Origin of the sequence: Salinimonas sediminis (assembly GCF_003429285.1) — a bacterium.
Classification (GTDB): domain Bacteria; phylum Pseudomonadota; class Gammaproteobacteria; order Enterobacterales; family Alteromonadaceae; genus Alteromonas; species Alteromonas indica.
The window spans coordinates 3,986,161-4,007,309 of record NZ_CP031769.1 but is presented as its reverse complement, the minus strand read 5'-3'; the positions used below and the strand labels follow the sequence as shown (position 1 = coordinate 4,007,309).

Below are 21,149 nucleotides of genomic sequence, written 5' to 3'. Positions count from 1 at the left end.
GTGGCCGGGCGAGTTTACCTCTAACAATAGCGATTAACGCAATCGTTTTGCCAACGCATATTAGAAGCGATCGAATCTTCATATATGGCGGTATACATAGTAAAGTTTCTACATACACATCAGTGGATAACGGGCAATGAAGTACAAAGGAAGCAGCAATTTTTCCCACCGTCAGAAAGACCGGATTGGGGTGTTAATCACAAATTTGGGCACACCCGAAAGCCCCACTGCGGCAGGGCTTAAACCTTACTTAAAACAGTTTTTGTCTGACCCGCGCGTGGTTGAAGTACCGCGTTTTATTTGGTGGTTTATTTTAAATGGCGTGATATTGAATTTACGCCCACGTCGTTCAGCGAAAGCTTATGCGACGGTATGGACTGACGAAGGCTCACCACTGATGTCTATCACTAAGCAGCAGCATAGTGCGCTAGAAGCGCGTTGCCGTAAAGAATACGGCGATGATGTGATTATCGATTATGCTATGCGTTATGGACAGCCCTCCATCGAAGGCGCGCTTGACCGACTAACCGCGCAGGGCGCCCGTAAGCTAGTGGTATTGCCTTTATACCCACAATATTGTGCTTCTACCACAGCCTCGACCTTTGATGCATTATCCCAGGATTTTGTTAAGCGCCGCTGGATACCAGAGCTGCGCTTTGTAACCCAGTATCATGACAACCCTGCGTATATTGAGGCGCTAGCCACCAAGGTTAAGGCACACTGGGAGGCCCATGGCCGCGCCGACAAACTCTTAATGTCTTATCATGGTATTCCCAAGCGCTATTTGCTAAACGGTGACCCATACCACTGTCAGTGTCATAAAACATCCAGGTTACTGGCCGAAGCACTGGGCCTGAGTAAAGATGACTATATGACTACCTTTCAGTCGCGCTTCGGTAAAGAAGAATGGCTGAAGCCGTACACGGATGAAACCATGAAAAGCCTGCCAGGGCAGGGGATCAAGTCAGTCCAGGTGGTGTGTCCGGGTTTTTCTGCAGATTGCCTGGAAACCATTGAAGAAATCGGTGAAGAGAATAAAGAATACTTTATGGAAGCAGGGGGCCAGCGCTATGAATACATTGAAGCGCTCAACGCCGATAGCGACCATATTGATGTGCTGTTCGGGATAATTCAGGAAAATCTGCACGGCTGGCAGTTGGACGACGATTTGGAAGCCAGAGCGCAACGTGCGCAAGCGATGGGAGCGAATCAGTAATGACCGGAACGCCGCAAATACCCGCTGCGCTTAAAAAGGCACAAAAGCTGGCCAATCTTATGGATACCGCCTTTCGGATCCCCGTGATTGGTTACCGAATTGGTTTGGATGGCGTGTTGGGCCTTATCCCCGGCATCGGTGATGTAATCACTGTCGCCATCGCCGGGCGAATCGTTTACCTGGGTAAGCAACTGGGCGTACCGGCCTCGGTGCGTAAGAAAATGATTCGCAACGTAGCGATGGATTTTGGCTTAGGGCTTATTCCGCTGGCCGGAGATTTAGCTGACTTCTTTTTCAAAGCCAATAAAGCCAACGTTAAATTAATGGAAAAGTGGTGGCTGGATAATCATGCGGAAGATGTTCACAGTGCTTCTCAGGCCCAGTTAAAACAGTGGGCAGCAAATACCGATTGAATTTTCATCGCTGCCGTACATTACGTGCGTATACTATTTCTTCACTGCAATACTAATCGCTTTCATCCTTGCCCCCGTAGGCATTAACACCCTGCTACTAACGCACTTTATTAAAGGAGCAATAAGACAGGATGAAAGCTTCAGACCTATTCGTTAAGGCGCTGGAAGCTGAAGGTGTAGAATACATCTTTGGTATCCCCGGCGAAGAAAACCTCGATTTACTTGAATCATTACGTAGCTCCAGCATTAAACTGGTATTAACCCGACACGAACAGGGCGCAGGCTTTATGGCCGCGACCTATGGTAGGCTTACCGGCAAAGTCGGCGTCTGTTTATCCACCCTGGGGCCCGGTGCAACCAACCTGGTAACCCCGGCAGCTTATGCTCAGCTCGGCGCTATGCCTATGCTGATGATCACCGGCCAAAAACCTATCAAAACCTCTAAACAGGGCCGTTTTCAGGTAATTGATATCGTCGATATGATGCGTCCTATTACAAAATTTACGACCCAGGTGGTTAGCGGCGAGCGTATCCCCTCGGTGGTCAGGGAAGCTTTCAGAGTGGCCCATGAAGAACGGCCCGGAGCGGTACATATTGAGCTTCCTGAAGACATTGCTGCAGAATCTACGGATGCGCCTTTGCTTACGCCCAGTACTGTGCGCCGGCCTATTGCTGAGTACAAGGCCATATCCCGTGCGATTGAGATGATTGAGCAGGCAACATCGCCCCTATTGCTGATAGGCGCGGGGGCCAATCGTAAACTCACCGCCAAAATGTTACGTGAATTTGTTGATTGTACTGGAATACCATTTGTTACCACTCAAATGGGTAAAGGCGTGTTGAATGAAAGCGATCCCTTGTTTGCCGGGAATACTGCACTGTCGGACGGTGACTTTGTCCACCGGGCAATCGACCGCGCAGATTTAATTATCAATGTTGGCCATGATGTGGTGGAAAAGCCGCCGTTCTTTATGCACCACGATGATCAAAAGGTGATTCACGTAAACTTTGACTCCGCCACTGTTGATCCGGTGTATTTTCCGCAACTAGAGGTGGTAGGTGACATTGCCAACAGTATCTGGCAGATAAAAGAAGGGATCACCCCGCAAACCGGCTGGAAGCTAGATTTTTATAAAGACGTCCATGAAGCGTATGTCAAACACCGTGGCGAAGCCGAAGACGATAACCGCTTTCCCGTTTTACCAGAACGCTTCGTGCGGGACGTACGTAAGGTCATGCCTGACGATGGCATTGTCACCCTGGATAACGGTGTGTACAAAATCTGGTTTGCCCGCAATTATCCCGCCTACGCGCCTAACACGTTACTGCTCGATAATGCGCTAGCGAGCATGGGGGCCGGGTTGCCTTCCGCGATTGGCGCTAAACTGGTTCACCCTGATGTGCCCGTCGTCAGTGTATGCGGCGATGGCGGATTTATGATGAACAGCCAAGAGCTGGAAACTGCTGTGCGCCTGGGCTTGGATTTAGTAGTGATTGTCTTGCGTGACGATGCCTATGGCATGATCAAGTGGAAACAGGCGCACATGCAACTGGAAAATTTTGGTCTGGACTACGGCAATCCTGATCTTGTTCAGTACGCCCAAAGCTATGGGGCTCAGGGCTGGCGTATTGAAAGCACGGAACAAATTGCGAGCACGTTGCAGCAGTGTCTTGCCACACCCGGTGTACATCTTATTGACTGCCCGGTGGACTACAGCCTCAACGATGAAACATTGAATCGCACGATTAAAACGTTAAGTAAACAACTTTAAGGAGCCTTCGTCCATGTTAAAAGACAGCTACCCCTATTATCTGGCCAGCGAAGCGGTATACGCCAATACTGATTTGGAAGTGACCAATAAGTATACCCAGGAAGTCGCCACCCGCGTGGCTAAGGCTGATGCTGCTACCATTGATAAAGCGATAGGCGCTGCGCAAAAAGCGCAGCCTGCTATGACTAAACTCACCCCTTTTGAGCGCAAAGCGGTACTTGACCATTGTGTAACGCGTTTTGAAGAACGGTTTGATGAGTTGGCCCAGGCGCTGTGTATTGAAGCCGGTAAACCTATCAAAGATGCTAAAGGTGAAGTAACCCGCTTAATTGATACTTTCCGGATTGCTTCGGAAGAAAGCGTGCGAATCAATGGTGAGGTGATAAACCTGGAGATATCTGAGCGCGCCCGCGGGTATCAGGGCATGACCAAAAAGGTCCCTATCGGCCCGTGTTCGTTTATCTCGCCGTTTAATTTCCCGCTTAATCTAACCGCTCATAAGGTCGCGCCAGCTATCGCGGCAGGCTGTACCTTTGTGCTTAAGCCCGCTTCGCGCACGCCTATCGGGGCATTGATTATTGGTGAAATTCTGGCAGAAACAGATTTACCTAAAGGGGCCTTCTCAGTACTGCCCTGTAGCCGCGATGGAGCGGATTTATTTACCACTGATGAGCGGCTAAAGCTACTTAGTTTTACCGGTTCCCCCGATGTAGGCTGGGCACTTAAAGCCAAAGCGGGTAAAAAACCGGTGGTACTGGAGCTGGGCGGTAATGCGGCATGTATTGTGGATGAAGATGCCGATATAGATGATGCTATCGACCGTATTATCGTGGGGGCTTATTATCAGTCAGGCCAAAGCTGTATCAGTGTTCAGCGTTTGCTTATCCATGAAAAGATTTACGATACCTTTAAGCAAAAGTATGTAGCCCGGGTTGCTGACCTGGTGTCGGGGGACCCCACTGATGAAGATACGTTCATCGGGCCCATGATCGCCGAATCGGAAGCTGAGCGCCTGGAAGGCTGGATTAACAGCGCTAAAGATAAAGGCGCTACAGTATTGTGCGGCGGTACTCGTAAAGGGCCGATGCTGGAAGCCACCGTACTGGAAAATGTGCCAAAAGGGTCGGATATCAGCGCAGAAGAAGCGTTTGGACCGGTCTCAGTGCTGGCGAAGTTTTCAAGTTATGATGAGGCATTAAAAGAAGCCAATAATAGCCGCTATGGTCTACAGGCTGGTGTATTCACCCGCGATATTTATAAAATTCAGCAGGCCTGGGAAGAGCTCGAAGTCGGCGGTGTGGTGATTCAGGATGTACCCAGCTGGCGGGTAGACAATATGCCCTATGGCGGGGTGAAAGACTCAGGACTGGGTCGTGAAGGTATACGTTATGCGATTGAAGACATGACGGAAACCCGGCTATTGGTAATACGCCGCCCTTAGGCTGGCTCACTGGTAAATACTTCCAGTATGGGTAATGGAATTATGTCCAGCGCCCGTAAATTCGTTGCGCTCAGATTCACCTTGGGCGCAACGCCTGCTTTATAGGCCTCCAACCAGCGCGAAGCGCACACACACCAGCGGTCGCCTGGACTGAGCCCGGGAAACATTAAATCTGGCCGAGGGGTCATCAGGTCATTGCCGCGCTGTGCAGAAAAGGTTAAAAATGCCTGGTCCACAATGACACATACGCTGTGATTACCCAAATCAGAGTCGGGCACATAGCAAAAGCCTTCCCGGGTAAACCCGGTATTTCCGCAGCACAACTGCAGTGGCTTGCCATACACATTTTTTGCATTGGCCACAGTACGCTTCCCTTTGTCTTGAACGCTATCCTGTTTGCGAGAGTATAAAATAGCGCAACCAATAGCAACATTCCCACCCCTAAAATAAGTAATGAGAACCTACTATGCTGGATAAAAGTGAGTTAAGTGGTGAGTTGGAAAATCAGAATATGTCGCCCGAGGAAATTGCTCGCTTTGATGCCCTGGCAGAATCCTGGTGGGATCCGAATGGCCGCTATAAGACAGCCCTGGCGTTCAATGCAGCGCGGGTAGCCATTATACAAGAACAGATATGTAAGGCCTATAACCGGTTCGCCGGTTCTGCCCATTCACTAAAGGATATTCGTATTTTAGATGTAGGATGCGGAGGTGGTCTTATCAGTGAAGCCTTGGCAAAAGCGGGGGCTTCTGTTACCGGAATTGATGCCAGTGCTACCAGTATAGAGGTCGCCCGACGACATGCCCAGCAATCGGGGATAGATGTTAAATATCAACATTTACTGGCTTCCCAATTAAGTAGTCAGCTTAGCTATGATGTAGTGATCAATGCTGAGGTGGTGGAGCATGTACCGGACCAACCGGCCCTGATTCAGGATTGTGCAAGACTGGTAAATCCGGGCGGTATGCTTATTCTGGCCACCTTGAATCGAACAATAAAAAGTTACCTGGTAGCAATTGCAGGCGCTGAATACATTATGGGGTATTTACCCAAAGGTACCCATGACTGGAAAAAATTCGTTACGCCAGAAGAGCTAGATAGCTGGACTGGTGATCATTTTACCCGCAGTTTCGATACAGGAATGCGCCTTAACCCATTTTCCAAAAAGTGGAAAACGACCCGCAGCCTGGCGGTGAATTACATGCTGTGTTACCGCCATTCATAGAACTAATAGGCTCAGCTGATTGTAGATAATTTGACAGCCATTCAGACCCCGGTAGGCTAGCTATAAATTGCCTAAAGGGGATGCTTATGAAAATTTATGAAACCCGCTCTGCGCCGAACCCTCGGCGCGTTAGAATGTTTTTAGCCGAAAAAGGCATCGCAATGGATTATGTCCAACTGGACTTGCAAAAAGGTGAAAACCTTACCGCACAAATGCGGGCAAAAAATCCGTTGGGGAAAGTACCGGTACTGGAACTGGACGATGGTACGTGCATTGCCGAAACCGATGCCATTTGTACCTATTTTGAAAATATCCAGCCTGCCCCCCCGTTAATGGGCGTGGATGCAAAAGACAAAGCCATCGTTGCTATGTGGCAGCGACAAGTGGAGCTGGCGTTGATGTTGCAGGTAGGAATGTGTTTTCAGCATACCACCGGGTATTTTAAAGATCGGATGGTGCCGGTGCCTGAATATGGCCGCGAAGCGGGTATCAATGCTGGGAAATATCTGAATATTCTTGAGCGGCGACTGGAATTAAACCCCTATATTGCGGGCGATGCATTTACTATTGCTGACATTACAGCCCTGTGTGCCATAGATTTTGCCCGGGTTGTAAAAATTCGGTTTACTGACGAGCAGGTTAATCTTAAGGACTGGTATCAACGGGTTAATGCCCGGGCCAGCGCTCAGGCCTGATGATAACCCTTTACACCGCCGCTACCCCCAATGGTTGGAAAGTGTCAGTGGCCTTGGAAGAAATGCAGTTGCCTTACACAGTGGTTAATGTGGACTTATCAAAAGGCGAGCAAAAAACCGCAACTTTTAAAGCAATGAACCCCAACGGCCGAATACCCATCATCATTGACCATGATGGTGATGGTCTGCCCCTTTTTGAGTCGGGTGCTATTTTGCTTTATCTGGCCGAAAAAACCGGCCGCTTTATGCCTGACGATAGACGCGGCCGCAGCCTGGTTACGCAGTGGCTGATGTTTCAGATGAGCGCAATTGGACCAATGATGGGGCAGGCTAATGTTTTTTACCGGTATATGGAAAAACCTATTCCGCTAGCGATAGCCCGCTATCAAAACGAATGCCGCCGATTATTTGAAGTGCTCGACGGCCATTTAGCCCACCATGAATATCTGGCAGGCACTTACAGTATTGCCGATATGGCCAACTGGTGCTGGGTACGTACCTATAAGTGGTCGGGTATTTCGATTGATGGACTAGAGCATTTACGCCGCTGGAAAAACAGCATAGAAGCGCGCCCTGCAGCGCGCAGAGGGGTAGAAGTACCTCACAAACTCGAACCTGAAAAAGTCGCTAAAGCTGGCAAAAAACTGATTTAGCGGTAGCAATATCAGGTTTCCATGAGGCTTTTGACCGTCTCAAGGGTATCCGCTTCATTCGCTGGTTTGTCCCAGCGAATTCGATGAAACCGGGGGAAGCGCAGCGCAATCCCCGACTTATGCCGGGAGGAAGGGTGCACGGCGTCAAAGGCAACTTCAATAACCAATGCTTTGGCTACCTCGCGCACCGGGCCAAATCGACCAACCGTATTGCGGCGTACCCAGTTGTCGAGCTTTTTAAGCTCTTCGTCAGTAAAACCTGAATACGCTTTACCGATAGGTAATAGGGTATCGTCTTGCCAGGCACCGAATGTAAAGTCAGAATAAAAGCTGGAGCGTTTGCCGTGTCCGCGCTGAGCATACATGATGACGGCATCCACCAGCTTGGGTTCGCGTTTCCATTTATACCATAACCCTTTGGGCCGGCCTGGCACATAATGGCTATCGGTCCGTTTAAGCATTAGCCCTTCTACGGCAGTATCGTCGCTAGCCTGGTTGTACCTTTCACGTAACTGCTCGGCAGAGTTGGCTGGTAGTACAGCAGACAAATGAAGCCGGTCGCTGGCACTGTTTTCAATAAAGCGTTGCAAATGCTCGCGCCGTGCGGCTAAAGGTAGGGCAGTGAGCGACTGCTCGGCATCAGCCAGAATGTCATATACCATAAGGCCGGCGGGAAGCGAATCAATCAGCTTTTTAGCGGGTTTTTTCTTATTTAACCGCTGTTGTAGCTGATTAAATGTATCTACCTGCGTACCATGCATGATCAATAATTCACCATCCAGTACACAATGTTCGTGGATATCTTCCAGTAAGTCAGGGAATGACTGACTAATATCGTCACCGGTTCGACTAAACAAGGCTTTACCGTTAGCGGTGCTTACCAGTTGTACTCGTATGCCGTCGTACTTGTGCTCAATCTGCCACTCAGCTGGTTCAATAGCAGTCAGCGTTTTTTCATCAAGCGGATGCGAGAGCATCACCGGATGAAAGGTTACTTCTTCGGATATATCCGGCTTGTCGGCCCGCCCTTCTAACCAAGCCAGTAGTTCAGTGTATGGCGCACTCACGCCATGCCACAATGCTTCAATTTCTTCTACCTGGGTTTGCCCGTAGCGGGCCAGAATTTGCTTCATAGAGCGGGCCGATACGCCAATACGTAAACCCCGGGTACCCAGTTTGATCAGTGACCAGCGCTGGGCAGCGCTCATTTGGTCAAGGTACTCAGCCAACAGCGGTTTTACCTGCTGACGCCCGGCGGTAGAGAACTGCTCGACCAATTCACCTAACGACGGTAACCCCTGCCTTGGCGCATCAGTTTGCCCCGGCCACAAATGCGCCACGGTTTCGCTCATTTCGCCTACATAGTCATAACTTAGGTTGAACAATACAGGATCGATACGCTCAAGCATCAGCTGTTTAACGGTATTACGTTTGAAAAAGTCAAACCGCAGGGTGCCTGCCATAGCAGCAATCGCCCAGCCCCGGTCCGGGTCAGGCGTGCGTTTTAAATAATCTATAATCAGTGCTGCCTTGGCGTTATTGCTACTGGTGAAATACAGCTGTTCTAATAACTCACTGAAGGCCTCCATTAACCGGTCTCCTGTTCGTCTTCATAGCCCAGTAGCGAGAGCGCTTTGGCTTTATAGCCCATCTGGGTTGCCTGATAGACCAAGGCGTCTTCTCGGCCATGGGTAACCCACACCTCGGCGGGGTTAACTTCTTCAATAGTTTGGATTAATTCAGGCCAGTCGCAATGATCTGAGATGATCATCGGTAACTCCACCTGTTTTTGCCGGGCGCGGGCGCGAATCTGCATCCAGCCCGAGGCATTGACCGTGCGTACATCAGGCAGCGCACGGGACCAGCGGTCAGCCAGCGCGGAAGGCGGCGCAATGACAATTTCGCCAGCCAATGTGGCTTTATCTTCCACATCGTTTACCGCAATTAACTCGCCCAGTTCAATACCCTGTTGTTGATAGAGCTGGCATAAGCGGATAAGCGCACCATGTAAGTAAATTGGCTTAGTATAACCGGCCTGGCGCAGGGCCAGGATCACCCGTTGACATTTACCCAGCGCATACGACCCGACTAAATGACAGCGATGGGGGAACACCTGTAATGAATTAATCAGTTTATCCACTTCATGTTCAATGGGAGGGTGGGTAAACACCGGTAAGCCGAATGTTGCTTCGGTTATAAATACATCGCACGGGACTATTTCAAACGGCGGACAGGTGGGATCAGCGCGACGTTTATAATCGCCTGAGATTACCAGCCGCGCGCCACGGTATTCCAATAGCACCTGGGCTGAGCCCAGTATATGTCCTGCTGGGTAGAGCGTCATAACCACAGGATCATCAGGCTCTCCCAGCGTGACACTTTGTGCATAGTCTACGCCAGTAGTGTGTTGCGCCATTTCTTCACCATAGCGGGTGGTCATAATGGCCAGCGTCTGATGGGTGGCATAAACGTGCTGATGGCCACTTCGGGCATGATCAGCATGCCCGTGGGTAACCACTGCCTGGGCCACTGGCTCCATCGGGTCGATATACAAATCAGCGGGCCGACAATACAAACCCGGCGACGCAACGCTCATCCAATGTTGTGGGTGCAAACCGTTCTCCTTTAGCTGATAAAAAAGATACGCAGCACAGCCTGGTTTGGTTGTGCCGGGGTAAACTTAGCGCGCATTCATTACGTAATAACTGGCAAAACACGGTTAGGAATGCTTATTTTATCTGCAACATTTGAGCGTTGGTTTAGTCGCCGCGGCTGGCAGCTACGCGACTATCAACAGCGCATGCTCAACGACGTTCCCCAGCATCCTGCCACCTTGCTGATAGCCCCTACCGGCGCAGGTAAAACGCTATCGGGCTTTTTACCGTCATTGCTGGCTTTGGAAGCTCACCCGATGGAAGGCTTGCACACGCTCTATTTATCTCCGTTGAAGGCCTTAACACAGGATATCCATCGAAATTTGTTAGAACCGGTGGAAGAGATGGGGCTGCCGATTACCATCGAAACCCGAACGGGCGACACCCCTTCACATAAGCGTCAGCGTCAACGGCGCAAACCTCCGAATATTCTGCTCACCACGCCAGAGTCGCTTATGTTGATGTTATCTTATGCTGATGCTGATCGGATTTTCGGCAAGCTGCAAACAGTTATCATTGATGAAGCCCATTCCCTGGTGGCCAATAAGCGAGGCGATTTTACGACCCTGGCGTTGGCCCGCTTGCAGTCGCTTTCCGGTTCATTGCGGCGGATAGGACTGTCGGCCACAGTAGCAGATCCTGGCTTACTGGCGGGATGGTTAGGGCAAACCGGAACGCCGGCCAATATTCTACAAGTGGATGCCCCGGTGCAGCCGGATATTAGGCTGCTGAAATCTCAGGCGCGTATGCCATTTGGTGGCTTTATGGCGCGGTACGCCATACCCGATATTTATCAGCAAATTTGTGCTTCGGGCACCACCTTGGTGTTTGTAAATACTCGCGCGCAGGCAGAATTGATATTTCAGATGTTGTGGGAGGAAAACCGGCAGGGGCTACCCATCGCGCTCTATCATGGTTCGCTTAGTAAAGAGCAGCGCCGTAAAACCGAAGGGTTGATGTCGGCCGGCCAGCTACGCGCCATTGTATGTACGTCTGCACTTGAACTGGGTATAGACTGGGGTAATGTGGACCTGGTTATCCAGGTTGGTGCCCCCAAAGGGGTAAGCCGGCTATTACAACGTATTGGCCGGGCTAACCACCGGTTAGATGAACCTAGCCGGGCCTTACTGGTGCCGGCTAACCGCTTCGAAGCACTTGAGTGTCAGGCGGCGATGGATGCGATAGCCGCCAACCAGTTAGATGGCGAGCGCCCGCAACCCGGGGCCATGGATATATTACCGCAGTTTATTTTGAACTGCGCTTGTAGCAGTCCTGCTGATCCCGATACGCTGTACCAGCAGATACTTGATGCACCGCCCTATCAGGGTATTGACCGCGCGACCTTTGATAAACTCTGGCAGTTTACCGTAGATGGTGGTTACGCCTTACGTGGGTATGACCGCTACCAGCGGCTAAGCCGTGATGAACAGGGGCTGTGGGTTCCTACATCAAAGCGCATCATACAGCGCCACCGACAGAATATCGGTACTATTGTAGAGGCGGGCCGGTTAAAGGTTAAGCGTATCCGTCGCGGCAATCAGGGGAAAATTATCGGTGAGGTCGAAGAATATTTCGCCCAGCAATTGGTCGCCGGCGATACCTTTTATTTTGCTGGAGAAGTTTTACGCTACGAAGCAATACGGGATATGCAACTACACGCCCGGCCGGCTAAAGGGGGAGAGCCTAAGATCCCCAGTTATTCTGGCGGCCAGTTGCCTTTATCGACTTTTTTAGCCGAAGGGGTCAGAACGCTACTGGACACGCCTGACCGCTGGCCGGACTTGCCGGAGCAGGTTCAGCAATGGCTGATGTTACAACAGCAATTTTCCCATATTCCCTCACGCGACACCGTATTGATAGAACAATTCGAGTTTCGCCAGATGCAGGTGACCCTTTACTACACCTTCGAAGGGCGTAAAGCCAACCAGACGCTGGGAATGCTATTAACCAAGCGTATGGAAAAGCGAGGCCTAAAACCCATGTCGTTCAGCGTCACGGATTACGGGTTATCCATCAGTGCATTACGCAAGGTTACTGCTGAGGAAGTGGAACAGCTGTTTGCCCCAGATATTTTAGGCGACGAACTAGAGGACTGGATGCTACAGGCCCCCATGCTCAAACGTTCGTTTCGCCAGGTAGCGGTGGTCAGCGGGTTGACCGAACAGCGCTATCACAGTAGTAACAAAACCATGAAACAAGTGACCTTTTCCACCGATTTAATTTACGACACCTTGCGTGAATATGACCCGGACCATATTCTGCTTACCGTCACCCGTGCAGATGCCGAGCGTGAACTATTAGATATAAGCCGGCTGGCCAATCTGCTGATTCGGTTTGTTGGTAAAACCAGCTTGGTAGATTTGCAAAAACCCTCGCCGATGGCTATTCCAATTGTTCTTAATGTTCGCTCCGAACAGGTTAAAGGTGCAGGTGCTCACGCCCTTATGGAACAGGCCCAGCTCTATGCCGAGGCTGACACTATGCTGGATGAGGTGCGGGCGTTATTAGCTGAAAAAGGCTCAGTGCGATAAACAATAAAGTAGTAAAGGGTACGCTTTGGCAGTTAATACAACACAATGGTTTGATGAACAGCTGGCACAAGCCCGGCTATTGCCGGTGAGTTTTGGGCAGAAAACCTGGTTACTAGATGGCCGGGGCGTTGCCTATTTGCCGCATAAAGATTTGCTGGTGGTCTCAGACTTACACCTGGAAAAAGGCAGCTTTTTAGGCAGTTTTGGTCATCCGATTCCACACTTTGACAGCCGCGCTACGCTTGATCGCTTAGCCGCTATAATCGACGACTATCAACCGTCCACCTTAATGTGTTTGGGCGATAGTTTTCATGATGCAAACAGCCTGGCCAGGATGCAGTCACAAGATGTGGATCACCTCAGGCACCTGATAAGCTCGGTGCCCCGGTGGCAGTGGATTTTAGGAAATCACGACCCCCATATTCCGCCCCAGCTAGCGGGCGAACGCTGGTCTCGGTTATGTATTGATACTATTGGTTTTTGTCATGAGCCTGAAGTTAACTGGTCCGCCGCTAGCTATCAGGTTATTGGCCACTTTCATCCTAAAGTACGCCATCGGGCGGGGCGGCAAAGCGTCACTGGCCGCTGTTTCGCGCTGGCCGAAAAAATAATGATTTTACCTGCATTCGGGCAATACACCGGTGGCCTTTGGGTTGAGCACGAGGTAATGCAGCCTTTAATTCCAGCCGCGCAGCGGCGCTGTTTTATATTACAGCCTCCGCAGATATTTGCCCTGCAACAATAGCGCGTGGGGACGGCGACTTTCTGGCTAGCAGCTATTAAGCACACGGCGCAGTGTTGAGAAAAAACCTAAGGCAAAAAAAACGGCGCCCTCGGGCGCCGTTTAAAGCGAGTATCAGTCGCGCCAGCGTTTGGTAATGTCATCGTAGGCGTCTATCCGACGGTCGCGGAAATACGGCCAGATTCGCTTAATCTGCTCGGTACGTGCCATATCCAAATCGACCATCAGTACTTCTTCTTCATCGGCGCTGGCCTGGGCCAGAATCTCGCCCTGCGGGCCGGCGATAAAGCTTTGCCCCCAAAATTGAATACCGGGATCATTTTCCATCGGTGATGCTTCAAACCCGGTACGGTTAGCCACAATAACGGGGACTGAGTTAGCGACCGCGTGGGCGCGCTGAATAGTTTGCCAGGCACCGTGCTGACGTTGGCGCTCCTCGTCAGAATCAGTGTTGTCCCAGCCGATAGCCGTAGGATAAAATAATATATCGGCCCCACGCATTGCCATCAACCGGGCTGCCTCGGGATACCACTGATCCCAGCAGACCAAAACGCCTAACTTGCCCACACTGGTGTCGATAGGCTCAAAGCCCATATCACCCGGTGTAAAATAAAATTTCTCGTAAAACCCAGGGTCATCGGGGATGTGCATTTTGCGGTATTTACCAGCGATTTCCTTACTGCGGTCAAATACCACCGCGGTATTGTGATAAAGCCCGGAGCCTCGCTTTTCGAACAGCGAGGTCACTAAAACCACATTATACTTTTCAGCTATTTCGCCAAAAAAGTCGGTGGCCGGACCCGGAATAGTTTCAGCCAAATCAAACGCATCGGTGTCTTCTTGCTGACAAAAATATAACGTACTGTGTAGCTCCTGCAGCAGGATACATTCACAACCATCTGCCGCTAACTGCGCAATTTTATCTGCACTTTTTTGCCAGTTGGTTGCTTTGTCATTGTCGGCCACTGACTGCTGCACCACACCGACTTTTAACGTTTTAGAAGGCATAAATAGACACTCCTGCTTGAAGTTGGGTAAGAACCTTATCGGTTAATGTATGTTGAGGCACTTGCATCGAAATACAATGCAGACTGCCAAATTGCTGAACCAGCGGGGCACAGTCTATAGGCACTATAGTGAAGCGTGGATAGGCTGCCTGAAGCACCGCCAATGCCTCAGCGTCTTCGGGCTGACCATACACCGGGGCCAATACGGTTTCATTGCAAATTAAGAAATTGGCATAGGAGGCCGGCAACCGCTCTTCGTCTTCATTGTACATAGCCGGTAAGGGCAACCGATACTGATGATGCTCAGGTAAGCTTGCTGCAACTTCCTGACACAGCGCTGACAACCCGGCAAAGTGACTGTCTTCAGGGCGGTTATCGCACGCCTGGATAACCAAGCCACTGTCCGGGGTAAACCTCACTAACGTATCAATATGGCCGTCGGTGTCGTCGCCTTCAAGATGGCCTTGCTCAAAAATAGTGACCGCACGCGCACCCAATACGTCGGTGAACGTATCGCGATATTGTTGCAAAGACATCTCGCCATTGCGCTGCGGGTTTTGCAAACATTGCGCTGTGGATAATAAATGCCCGGCTGCGTCTATCTCCAGGGCGCCACCTTCGGCTGTGACTTTACTGGTACGTAACGGGCGCCGGCACAACTGGCTTAAATAGCGTTGATTCACTTCGTTATCCAGACGGGCGTCAAATTTCTCCCCCCAGCCGTTAAACTGAAACTCAACGGGTTCTCTCCCCATTTCGCTTTCACAGGTCAAAAAGGCATAGTCACGCATCCAGGTGTCGTTATATTTTGCCGGTATGATTAATACCCGTGCACCAGCGGCGAACTTTTTGCTCACTTGCTCCGTTTGCGCGGGCGGGCACAACAAAATAACCCCAGCTCCTGTTTGGTTTATGGCATCAATAACCTGGCAGTATGTTGCCCGGACAGTTTCCAGCCAGGGCGCCCAGTCGGTCGCTTCATGGGGCCAGGCCAGCAATACCGCGTCCGCGGTAACCCATTCAGGTAACAGGGTAGAACGTGTGATCATCGGGTTATTTCCACAATGGTTTCAATAGCATCATTATACCAGTCAGCAGGACATGGCATAAATGGGTGTACGGTGAATTTAATGATTTACCAATAACGCTAGCGTAAATGACGACCGCCACTAAGATGCAGAGTCTGGCCGGTGATATAGTCACTGTTAAGCAGATAATCCACCGCGCTGACGGCTTCATAAGCACCAGGCGCGGGGGAGAGTAAATGCTTGGCATCAGCCTGGCGTCGATACGCTAAATCGTCTTTTTCATTAAACATAAGCAGCGACGGCGCAATACTATTTACTTTTACCTGGGGTGCAAGTTTTTTAGCAAACGATAAGGTTAAATTATGCAAGGCGGCCTTGCTGGCGGCATATGCGGTGTGTTTGTCACTACCGGTATCCTGCACATAATCGGTAAAATGAATAATATCGCCGGCTGGCATCAACTGTTCCGCCAATGCCATATTTATACGGTATGGGGCGTAAACGTGAACCTGCATCATGCGTTCAATCAGCTCAAAATCATTGTCATCGACACTTTCACTGGCCCAATCAGAAGCATTGTGGATAATGGCGCGCAGCCCGCTGGTTTGTGATTTGATCTGTAAGATGAGTCGTTCAACCTGACTTTTTTGTGTAAAGTCAGCCTGAATCAGGGTTGCCCCGCGTTGGGCTAACGTATTGAGTGCAGATTTTGGCCGACGATATGTTACAATTACCGGAACCGACTGGTTTAAAAAATGCTCAGTCAGTGCCAGCCCTATTCGCTGGGTTCCTCCGGTGATTAATACGGGGGGGGACATCCTGGCTCCTTTTGGGGTGAGTTTGTTGAAGGTTAGCGTAATGGTATACGGTTATTGCCAGCAGTAGTGATGCAGTTCAGCGTTAAGATAATTTCATATAACGATTTGGACTGCCCGTGGCGGGTAAATAGCGCGTAAAATCGCCTTAAGTTGTGGAATTGGATATAGACATGTTTGCGAAAGAAGCGGTGGTTGTGTGCGATGCACTGGAAGCTGCCATCTCTGAAGAAGCCCGAATTGTACGTCAGGCCCTGGTTGATCACGGCCTGGAAACGCCGATGCTGGAAAACCGTTTGTCGGATGAAGACAAGCGCACGCGTATTGCGCGGGCTATGACAGATATTATGAATACATTGGGGCTGGATCTTGCTGACGATAGCTTGGCAGATACACCGCAGCGTATTGCAAAAATGTATGTTGATGAAATTTTTGGTGGACTCGATTATGCCAAGTTCCCCAAAATTACCCAGATTGAAAACAAAATGAAATTGAATCAGCCGGTTCAGGTAAGCGATATAAGCCTGACCAGCACATGTGAACATCATTTTGTTACTATTGATGGCACTGCTACAGTTGCCTATATTCCAAAGGAAACTGTGCTGGGTTTGTCAAAAATTAACCGTTTGGTAGGTTTTTTTGCACAACGCCCGCAAGTTCAGGAGCGGTTAACGCAGCAGGTAATGGTGGCCATCCAGGCGCTAACGGGTTCCCCCGATGTGGCGGTCAGTATTAATGCCACACATTATTGTGTAAAAGCACGGGGTATTCGTGATACGAATTCCTTCACCCGCACCAGCGCCCTGGGCGGAGCGTTCAATACAGACGCTAATTTGCGTCGCGAATTTTTCGGCCTGTAACCACAAAAGAAGTCTTATGCAGGAAGTCCTAGCGAGTCAGGACTTCCCCGGCTGCCTCAGACACCACCAAATTGATATTATTGCCAATGCCATCAGCTGGCACAATTTCCAGTTTAGTCTTACAGTGGTGACAATCTGCATACTGCGGCGTATACATGTTCCGAATTTCAAAGTGAGAAAGCGCATTAACAGTACCACAGTGCGGACACAGATATTCGTGATTCAGCGCGGTTTCCATAGCTTTTTCCTCAATACCTAAAGTTGTACCGTTCTTGATACCAATCAAGAAGCGCACCACATTAGCCTGGCATATATGTTAACTGCCGAAATACACTATACACCTATGGGTTGAAGGTCTGGAAAATACCGCAGGTGCGCGTACCTCCAAGCCTTATATAAAGTATAGACGATATTTTCTGGTTGCCTTACCCGCGGCAGAAATTTGCGCTAAGTAGGGGAAAAGCTGAGGATGATAATTTTAAGCAGTAAGGAAAAAGGGAAGCGTAGCCTCCCTTTTTTACATTCTAGCTACACGATATGGCGTAACGAACCTGGCCTGACTAACGGGCTTTTACCAGCCACCAACGCTGCTGGTAACCGGCCAGATTCAGCATGTTTTCATGACCTTTCAATGTATCTGAGCTCAACAAATCTGTGGCTTGAGCGTGACCAATAAGATCGAGCAAATGCCCTTCGAGCTGCTGCGGCTGCTCACTAAAATTGCATAGCACCAACAACTTGGTACCGTTACCGTCATCACGTAAATAAGCAAACGTGTGCGGATTACCGGTTTCCAGAATCTGGGTACGGCTGTTACCAAAAACAGGCTGGGACTTACGTATCGCCAGCATGTCTTTCATTGTATTAAACACCCTGACCTTGCAGCGCTGCGCTGGGGTCATGGTAGTGGGCGGGTGTAATACCGCCTGAATATCTTCTGCGGTTACCGCCACCCGATTAACCCAACGATCGTCATGCCACTTGGTTTCGTCCTCGCGATAGGAATGATCGTTGAGTAAGCCAAGCTCGTCACTTGAATATAGCAGCGGTATGCCTCCGATACTGAAGGTAATTCCATACAGCAGCTTAATCCGCGCGATAGCGATATCAATTTCATGCTCATTGTCACTCGCCAACGCTCGCTCCAAACCACATAGCGAGGCAAGCGTGCCACATACCCGACAATCGCCGTTAGTCGGATTTTCTGCAAACGGCACGCCGCTGGCAAAAGAGCCTTCAAATCTGCCCGTAAAGAACTGGTTAAGAAAGTAGCGATGATCATGTGGGTTTACGCCCACCTCCCAGGCGACGGCATCATCGAATGTCCAGCCGATGTCGTCGTGACACCGCACATAGTTAACCCAGGTGGTGTCATTGGGAATGCTGAAACTTTTCTTCATTGATTGTGTTAGCAGCCGGGTTTTGCGCGTAGCTAAACTGTTCCACAATAGCGCCATAAGAAGGGGGTTGTAAGATAACTGGCATTCGTCTTTACGCACGTACTTTAAAACTTCGTCGGGATGAACAATCGCCTCAGACTTAAACACCACTGCCGGGGCCACAATTTGCAGGCAGCTGTTAAACGCCTGGATCAACGTATGGGCCTTATCCTGATTTTCACAGTCTGTGCCCATTTCTTTCCAGATAAATGCTAATGCGTCCAGTCGCAGGGCGGTGCTGCCAATATTGGCTAAGAACAACATTTCGGCGGTGATAGCGTTAAAAACTTCGGGGTTGCTGTAATTAAGATCCCACTGAAAACTGTTAAAGGTAGTCCAGACCCACTTTTCCATTTGCTCGTTATAAGTAAAGCTACCCCGGCGTACCTGGGGAAAAATTTCACGCAGGGTGTGTTCAAACTGGTCGGGAATGGTTCGGTCATCAAATAAATAATAGTAGTTCTGATAGCGCGGGTTGCCTTCCAGGGCCGCCTGCGCCCACGCATGTTCATCTGAGGTATGGTTGAACACAAAATCCAGCACCAGCTTGATACCGGCCTGCCGCAGGGCGCCGGCCAGTGTCTCCAGATCCTGCATAGTACCCAGGGTCGGGTTTACCTTGCGGTAGTTCGATACCGCATAGCCACCATCGCTATCCCCCGCGGGCGCCTCGTACAAGGGCATAAGATGCAGATACGTAATACCCAGTGTTTTGAAGTAACCAATTTTTGCCTGCAGATCTTTTAGGGTAGGGCCCATCAAATCGACATAACACGCCATGCCGACTTCTTTTTCACTGCGATACCATAGCGGATCAGCCAGAGCTGCCTGGTCCTGTTGTCGCAAAGCGTTACTGCGCTTTTTGAATCCTTCTGCCAACACGCCGACCAGCTGCTGCAAATGGTAGTAACAATCGTATTGATGGCCATATACCTGAGTGTATTGAGTAAATAACGCGTCGAACTGGGCTGTTAACCGAGTGCTAAACAGCGCAGCATCCCGTTTGGGCAGCCGGCTCAAATTAACCGATTGTAAGATACGTTCCAGACAGGTTTGGCTATCGGCGGCGTAGTTCATTGGCACTCCCCAACCGGCCGTATAAGCAGGGCCGGACAACATAAATGAAAAGGCTGTTATTACAATTAATTCACATAACTGTTTACAGCGTACTAAACTCTTGATAATTTATCTTAAACGATTAAGTTAAAAGTTCAACTTAATTTGATCACGTTTAGATTGAGCTATTACGGTTGCTGCAGCGCTATTTCTGCTGTTAAGCCGTTGCCATGTTCAGTCGCAATAATGCTAAGAACATGTAAATTATTATGTCCCCCAGAAGGCGGCGGCAATGGCAATGAAGAGGCGATAAGATGTATCAATCAAACAGTTACTTTATACGATGGCTGACCTACCTGATGTTTATGATGTTTGCCATGACATCAGACTCCATTGGGGAGATCATTAAAGAAGTTAAAGTGGCGTTTGATGTAACAAATGCACAAGCCAGTCTGATGCATTCGCTACCCATGCTGGGTATTGCACTATCCGGCTTACTATTGGGCTTTCTGGCCGATAAGCTGGGCCGTAAAACGACTATCATTCTCGGACTTAGCCTGTTTGCGCTGGCCTGTTATAGCTTTTTGATAGCCAATGATTTTGTCTTTATTGTTAGTCTGATGTCATTATCTGGGATTGCCGTCGGGATATTTAAAACCGGCGCATTAGCATTGATTGGCGATATTTCATCATCCAATAAGCAGCACACCGCGACAATGAATGGCGCCGAAGCGTTCTTTGGCGTAGGGGCGATAATTGGCCCATTGATTGTGGCATGGTTAATTCATCAGGGCGTAGCCTGGCAATATTTATACGTAATTGCAGGGGGAATGTGTACATTACTTATCATTGTGGCCGCGTTTGTCCGCTATCCCTCTTACAAACACCAGCATCATGACAGCGTAAAAAAAGTGTCGCTAAAGCACAGTCTGGCGTTGGTAAAAAATCCTTACGCGCTGGGTTTTTCCATGGGCGCATTTTTATATGTTGCCGCGGAAAGTGCTATTTATGTATGGATGCCAAGTTACCTGGTATGTGATGCCACCACCCTCAAAGCGACTTATGACTGTTACGCTGATGGCGCCGCCAGACAATTGGCAATTTATTCAGTGACAGCGTTTTTCATTTTGCGGGCACTGGGTCGTTTTGTAGGTATATGGATGATGTCACGCTTGAACTGGGCGCTGGTATTAATGCTGTTTAGCGGTGCTATTGTCATCTGTTTCGGTGTCGGCTTAGCGGGAGGCAAACAACTAGCGCTGTATCTGTTCCCGTTAACCGGTATCTTTATGTCGGTTATCTATCCAACCTTTAATTCAAAAGGTATTAGCTGTTTTCCCAAACATCAACATGGCAGTGTGGCAGGGGTAATCTTGTTTTTCACCGCCGCTGGTGCGGCTGCCGGGCCATTGATTATGGGCCTGGTAAGTGACGCTATGGGCGGGGATGCAAAATATGGCTTTATGGTGGCTACGGGCTTTGCCACACTCTTGTTTATTGGCTTATTGTACAATTATTTATGCGACCCCACCGCCAAGCGTTTGACCGAAATTGAAGTACGTGATTATGGTGTGTCGACGTCACAGTCAGCCTCGCGGTGAG

The 21,149-nt window shown here is 49.7% G+C and carries 19 protein-coding genes; 11 read left to right on the top strand and 8 right to left on the bottom strand.

The genetic code is table 11. The annotated features are described in order from the left end of the window. Positions 1 to 136 precede the first annotated feature (136 nt). From hemH to D0Y50_RS17605, 4 genes are all read left to right on the top strand, one after another. A complete protein-coding gene (hemH, locus tag D0Y50_RS17620) occupies positions 137 to 1,216 on the top strand; it encodes a ferrochelatase (protein ID WP_108566797.1) in 1,080 nt (359 codons plus the stop codon). Further along, positions 1,216 to 1,629, top strand: coding sequence for a DUF4112 domain-containing protein (locus D0Y50_RS17615; protein WP_108566798.1), 414 nt, complete (start codon positions 1,216 to 1,218; stop codon positions 1,627 to 1,629). Before hemH ends, D0Y50_RS17615 begins: the two co-directional genes overlap by 1 nt. A gap of 131 nt (positions 1,630 to 1,760) precedes the next feature. Then, a complete protein-coding gene (locus D0Y50_RS17610) occupies positions 1,761 to 3,401 on the top strand; it encodes an acetolactate synthase large subunit (protein ID WP_117318241.1) in 1,641 nt (546 codons plus the stop codon). Positions 3,402 to 3,414: 13 nt separating this feature from the next. Then, positions 3,415 to 4,842, top strand: a complete 1,428-nt coding sequence (locus D0Y50_RS17605) for an aldehyde dehydrogenase family protein (protein WP_117318238.1) — start codon at positions 3,415 to 3,417, stop codon at positions 4,840 to 4,842. Here D0Y50_RS17605 and D0Y50_RS17600 read toward each other — a convergent pair. Beyond that, entirely contained in the window at positions 4,839 to 5,204 is a 366-nt protein-coding gene (locus D0Y50_RS17600) for a DUF2237 family protein (protein WP_108566801.1), read from the bottom strand. The two genes, D0Y50_RS17605 and D0Y50_RS17600, sit on opposite strands and share 4 nt — an antisense overlap. A 104-nt stretch (positions 5,205 to 5,308) precedes the next feature. On the opposite strand from D0Y50_RS17600, the gene ubiG reads away from it, so the two are divergent. The 3 genes from ubiG to D0Y50_RS17585 all read left to right on the top strand — a co-directional run bounded on the left by ubiG (position 5,309) and on the right by D0Y50_RS17585 (position 7,415). Continuing rightward, on the top strand, positions 5,309 to 6,067 hold the full coding sequence (ubiG, locus tag D0Y50_RS17595; RefSeq protein WP_108566802.1) for a bifunctional 2-polyprenyl-6-hydroxyphenol methylase/3-demethylubiquinol 3-O-methyltransferase UbiG: 759 nt from the start codon (positions 5,309 to 5,311) through the stop codon (positions 6,065 to 6,067). Positions 6,068 to 6,153: 86 nt separating this feature from the next. Beyond that, positions 6,154 to 6,762 carry a glutathione S-transferase family protein gene (locus D0Y50_RS17590; RefSeq protein WP_117318236.1) on the top strand — a complete coding sequence of 203 codons (609 nt, stop codon included), beginning with the start codon at positions 6,154 to 6,156 and terminating at the stop codon, positions 6,760 to 6,762. Beyond that, positions 6,762 to 7,415 (top strand): glutathione S-transferase family protein, encoded by a 654-nt coding sequence (locus D0Y50_RS17585; protein WP_117318234.1) that lies wholly within the window; start codon positions 6,762 to 6,764, stop codon positions 7,413 to 7,415. Before D0Y50_RS17590 ends, D0Y50_RS17585 begins: the two co-directional genes overlap by 1 nt. A gap of 11 nt (positions 7,416 to 7,426) precedes the next feature. Here D0Y50_RS17585 and D0Y50_RS17580 read toward each other — a convergent pair whose 3' ends face one another. Further along, the gene (locus D0Y50_RS17580) at positions 7,427 to 9,004 is read right to left on the bottom strand and encodes a cisplatin damage response ATP-dependent DNA ligase (RefSeq protein WP_117318232.1); all 1,578 of its coding nucleotides are present in this window, start codon (positions 9,002 to 9,004) and stop codon (positions 7,427 to 7,429) included. Further along, positions 9,004 to 10,029 (bottom strand): ligase-associated DNA damage response exonuclease, encoded by a 1,026-nt coding sequence (locus tag D0Y50_RS17575; protein ID WP_408640662.1) that lies wholly within the window; start codon positions 10,027 to 10,029, stop codon positions 9,004 to 9,006. Before D0Y50_RS17575 ends, D0Y50_RS17580 begins: the two co-directional genes overlap by 1 nt. A 111-nt stretch (positions 10,030 to 10,140) precedes the next feature. Here D0Y50_RS17575 and D0Y50_RS17570 point away from each other — a divergent pair, with 111 nt between their 5' ends. After that, positions 10,141 to 12,600 (top strand): ligase-associated DNA damage response DEXH box helicase, encoded by a 2,460-nt coding sequence (locus D0Y50_RS17570; protein ID WP_117318228.1) that lies wholly within the window; start codon positions 10,141 to 10,143, stop codon positions 12,598 to 12,600. A 25-nt stretch (positions 12,601 to 12,625) separates the two neighbouring features. Beyond that, on the top strand, positions 12,626 to 13,345 hold the full coding sequence (gene pdeM / locus D0Y50_RS17565) for a ligase-associated DNA damage response endonuclease PdeM (protein ID WP_117318226.1): 720 nt from the start codon (positions 12,626 to 12,628) through the stop codon (positions 13,343 to 13,345). A gap of 111 nt (positions 13,346 to 13,456) precedes the next feature. Here the strand turns inward: pdeM and D0Y50_RS17560 are convergent, their stop codons facing one another. From D0Y50_RS17560 to folM, 3 genes are all read right to left on the bottom strand, one after another. After that, a complete protein-coding gene (locus tag D0Y50_RS17560; protein ID WP_117318224.1) occupies positions 13,457 to 14,350 on the bottom strand; it encodes a carbon-nitrogen hydrolase in 894 nt (297 codons plus the stop codon). After that, a complete protein-coding gene (locus D0Y50_RS17555; RefSeq protein ID WP_117318222.1) occupies positions 14,340 to 15,398 on the bottom strand; it encodes an agmatine deiminase family protein in 1,059 nt (352 codons plus the stop codon). Before D0Y50_RS17555 ends, D0Y50_RS17560 begins: the two co-directional genes overlap by 11 nt. 98 nt (positions 15,399 to 15,496) lie before the next feature. Next, entirely contained in the window at positions 15,497 to 16,195 is a 699-nt protein-coding gene (folM, locus tag D0Y50_RS17550) for a dihydromonapterin reductase (protein ID WP_117318220.1), read from the bottom strand. 170 nt (positions 16,196 to 16,365) lie between these two features. Between folM and folE the strand changes: the two genes are divergently transcribed. Further along, positions 16,366 to 17,052 (top strand): GTP cyclohydrolase I FolE, encoded by a 687-nt coding sequence (folE, locus tag D0Y50_RS17545; protein WP_108566812.1) that lies wholly within the window; start codon positions 16,366 to 16,368, stop codon positions 17,050 to 17,052. A gap of 28 nt (positions 17,053 to 17,080) precedes the next feature. Here folE and D0Y50_RS17540 read toward each other — a convergent pair whose 3' ends face one another. Further along, on the bottom strand, positions 17,081 to 17,290 hold the full coding sequence (locus D0Y50_RS17540; protein WP_108566852.1) for a hypothetical protein: 210 nt from the start codon (positions 17,288 to 17,290) through the stop codon (positions 17,081 to 17,083). A gap of 322 nt (positions 17,291 to 17,612) precedes the next feature. Beyond that, positions 17,613 to 19,568: an alpha-amylase family glycosyl hydrolase gene (locus D0Y50_RS17535; protein ID WP_117318838.1), complete on the bottom strand. Its 1,956-nt coding sequence runs from the start codon at positions 19,566 to 19,568 to the stop codon at positions 17,613 to 17,615. Positions 19,569 to 19,906: 338 nt separating this feature from the next. Here D0Y50_RS17535 and D0Y50_RS17530 point away from each other — a divergent pair, with 338 nt between their 5' ends. Then, positions 19,907 to 21,148, top strand: a complete 1,242-nt coding sequence (locus D0Y50_RS17530; protein ID WP_108566854.1) for an MFS transporter — start codon at positions 19,907 to 19,909, stop codon at positions 21,146 to 21,148. The last annotated feature ends 1 nt before the right edge of the window (position 21,149 follow it).

Excerpts from the sequence above, each read along its gene's own strand:
- hemH (WP_108566797.1), top strand. The coding sequence starts at position 137 with ATGAAGTACAAAGGAAGCAGCAATTTTTCCCACCGTCAGAAAGACCGG.
- D0Y50_RS17615 (WP_108566798.1), top strand. The coding sequence starts at position 1,216 with ATGACCGGAACGCCGCAAATACCCGCTGCGCTTAAAAAGGCACAAAAG.
- D0Y50_RS17610 (WP_117318241.1), top strand. The coding sequence starts at position 1,761 with ATGAAAGCTTCAGACCTATTCGTTAAGGCGCTGGAAGCTGAAGGTGTA.
- D0Y50_RS17605 (WP_117318238.1), top strand. The coding sequence starts at position 3,415 with ATGTTAAAAGACAGCTACCCCTATTATCTGGCCAGCGAAGCGGTATAC.
- ubiG (WP_108566802.1), top strand. The coding sequence starts at position 5,309 with ATGCTGGATAAAAGTGAGTTAAGTGGTGAGTTGGAAAATCAGAATATG.
- D0Y50_RS17590 (WP_117318236.1), top strand. The coding sequence starts at position 6,154 with ATGAAAATTTATGAAACCCGCTCTGCGCCGAACCCTCGGCGCGTTAGA.
- D0Y50_RS17585 (WP_117318234.1), top strand. The coding sequence starts at position 6,762 with ATGATAACCCTTTACACCGCCGCTACCCCCAATGGTTGGAAAGTGTCA.
- D0Y50_RS17580 (WP_117318232.1), bottom strand. The coding sequence starts at position 9,004 with ATGGAGGCCTTCAGTGAGTTATTAGAACAGCTGTATTTCACCAGTAGC.
- D0Y50_RS17570 (WP_117318228.1), top strand. The coding sequence starts at position 10,141 with ATGCTTATTTTATCTGCAACATTTGAGCGTTGGTTTAGTCGCCGCGGC.
- D0Y50_RS17560 (WP_117318224.1), bottom strand. The coding sequence starts at position 14,350 with ATGCCTTCTAAAACGTTAAAAGTCGGTGTGGTGCAGCAGTCAGTGGCC.
- D0Y50_RS17555 (WP_117318222.1), bottom strand. The coding sequence starts at position 15,398 with ATGATCACACGTTCTACCCTGTTACCTGAATGGGTTACCGCGGACGCG.
- folM (WP_117318220.1), bottom strand. The coding sequence starts at position 16,195 with ATGTCCCCCCCCGTATTAATCACCGGAGGAACCCAGCGAATAGGGCTG.
- folE (WP_108566812.1), top strand. The coding sequence starts at position 16,366 with ATGTTTGCGAAAGAAGCGGTGGTTGTGTGCGATGCACTGGAAGCTGCC.
- D0Y50_RS17540 (WP_108566852.1), bottom strand. The coding sequence starts at position 17,290 with ATGGAAACCGCGCTGAATCACGAATATCTGTGTCCGCACTGTGGTACT.
- D0Y50_RS17535 (WP_117318838.1), bottom strand. The coding sequence starts at position 19,568 with ATGAACTACGCCGCCGATAGCCAAACCTGTCTGGAACGTATCTTACAA.
- D0Y50_RS17530 (WP_108566854.1), top strand. The coding sequence starts at position 19,907 with ATGTTTATGATGTTTGCCATGACATCAGACTCCATTGGGGAGATCATT.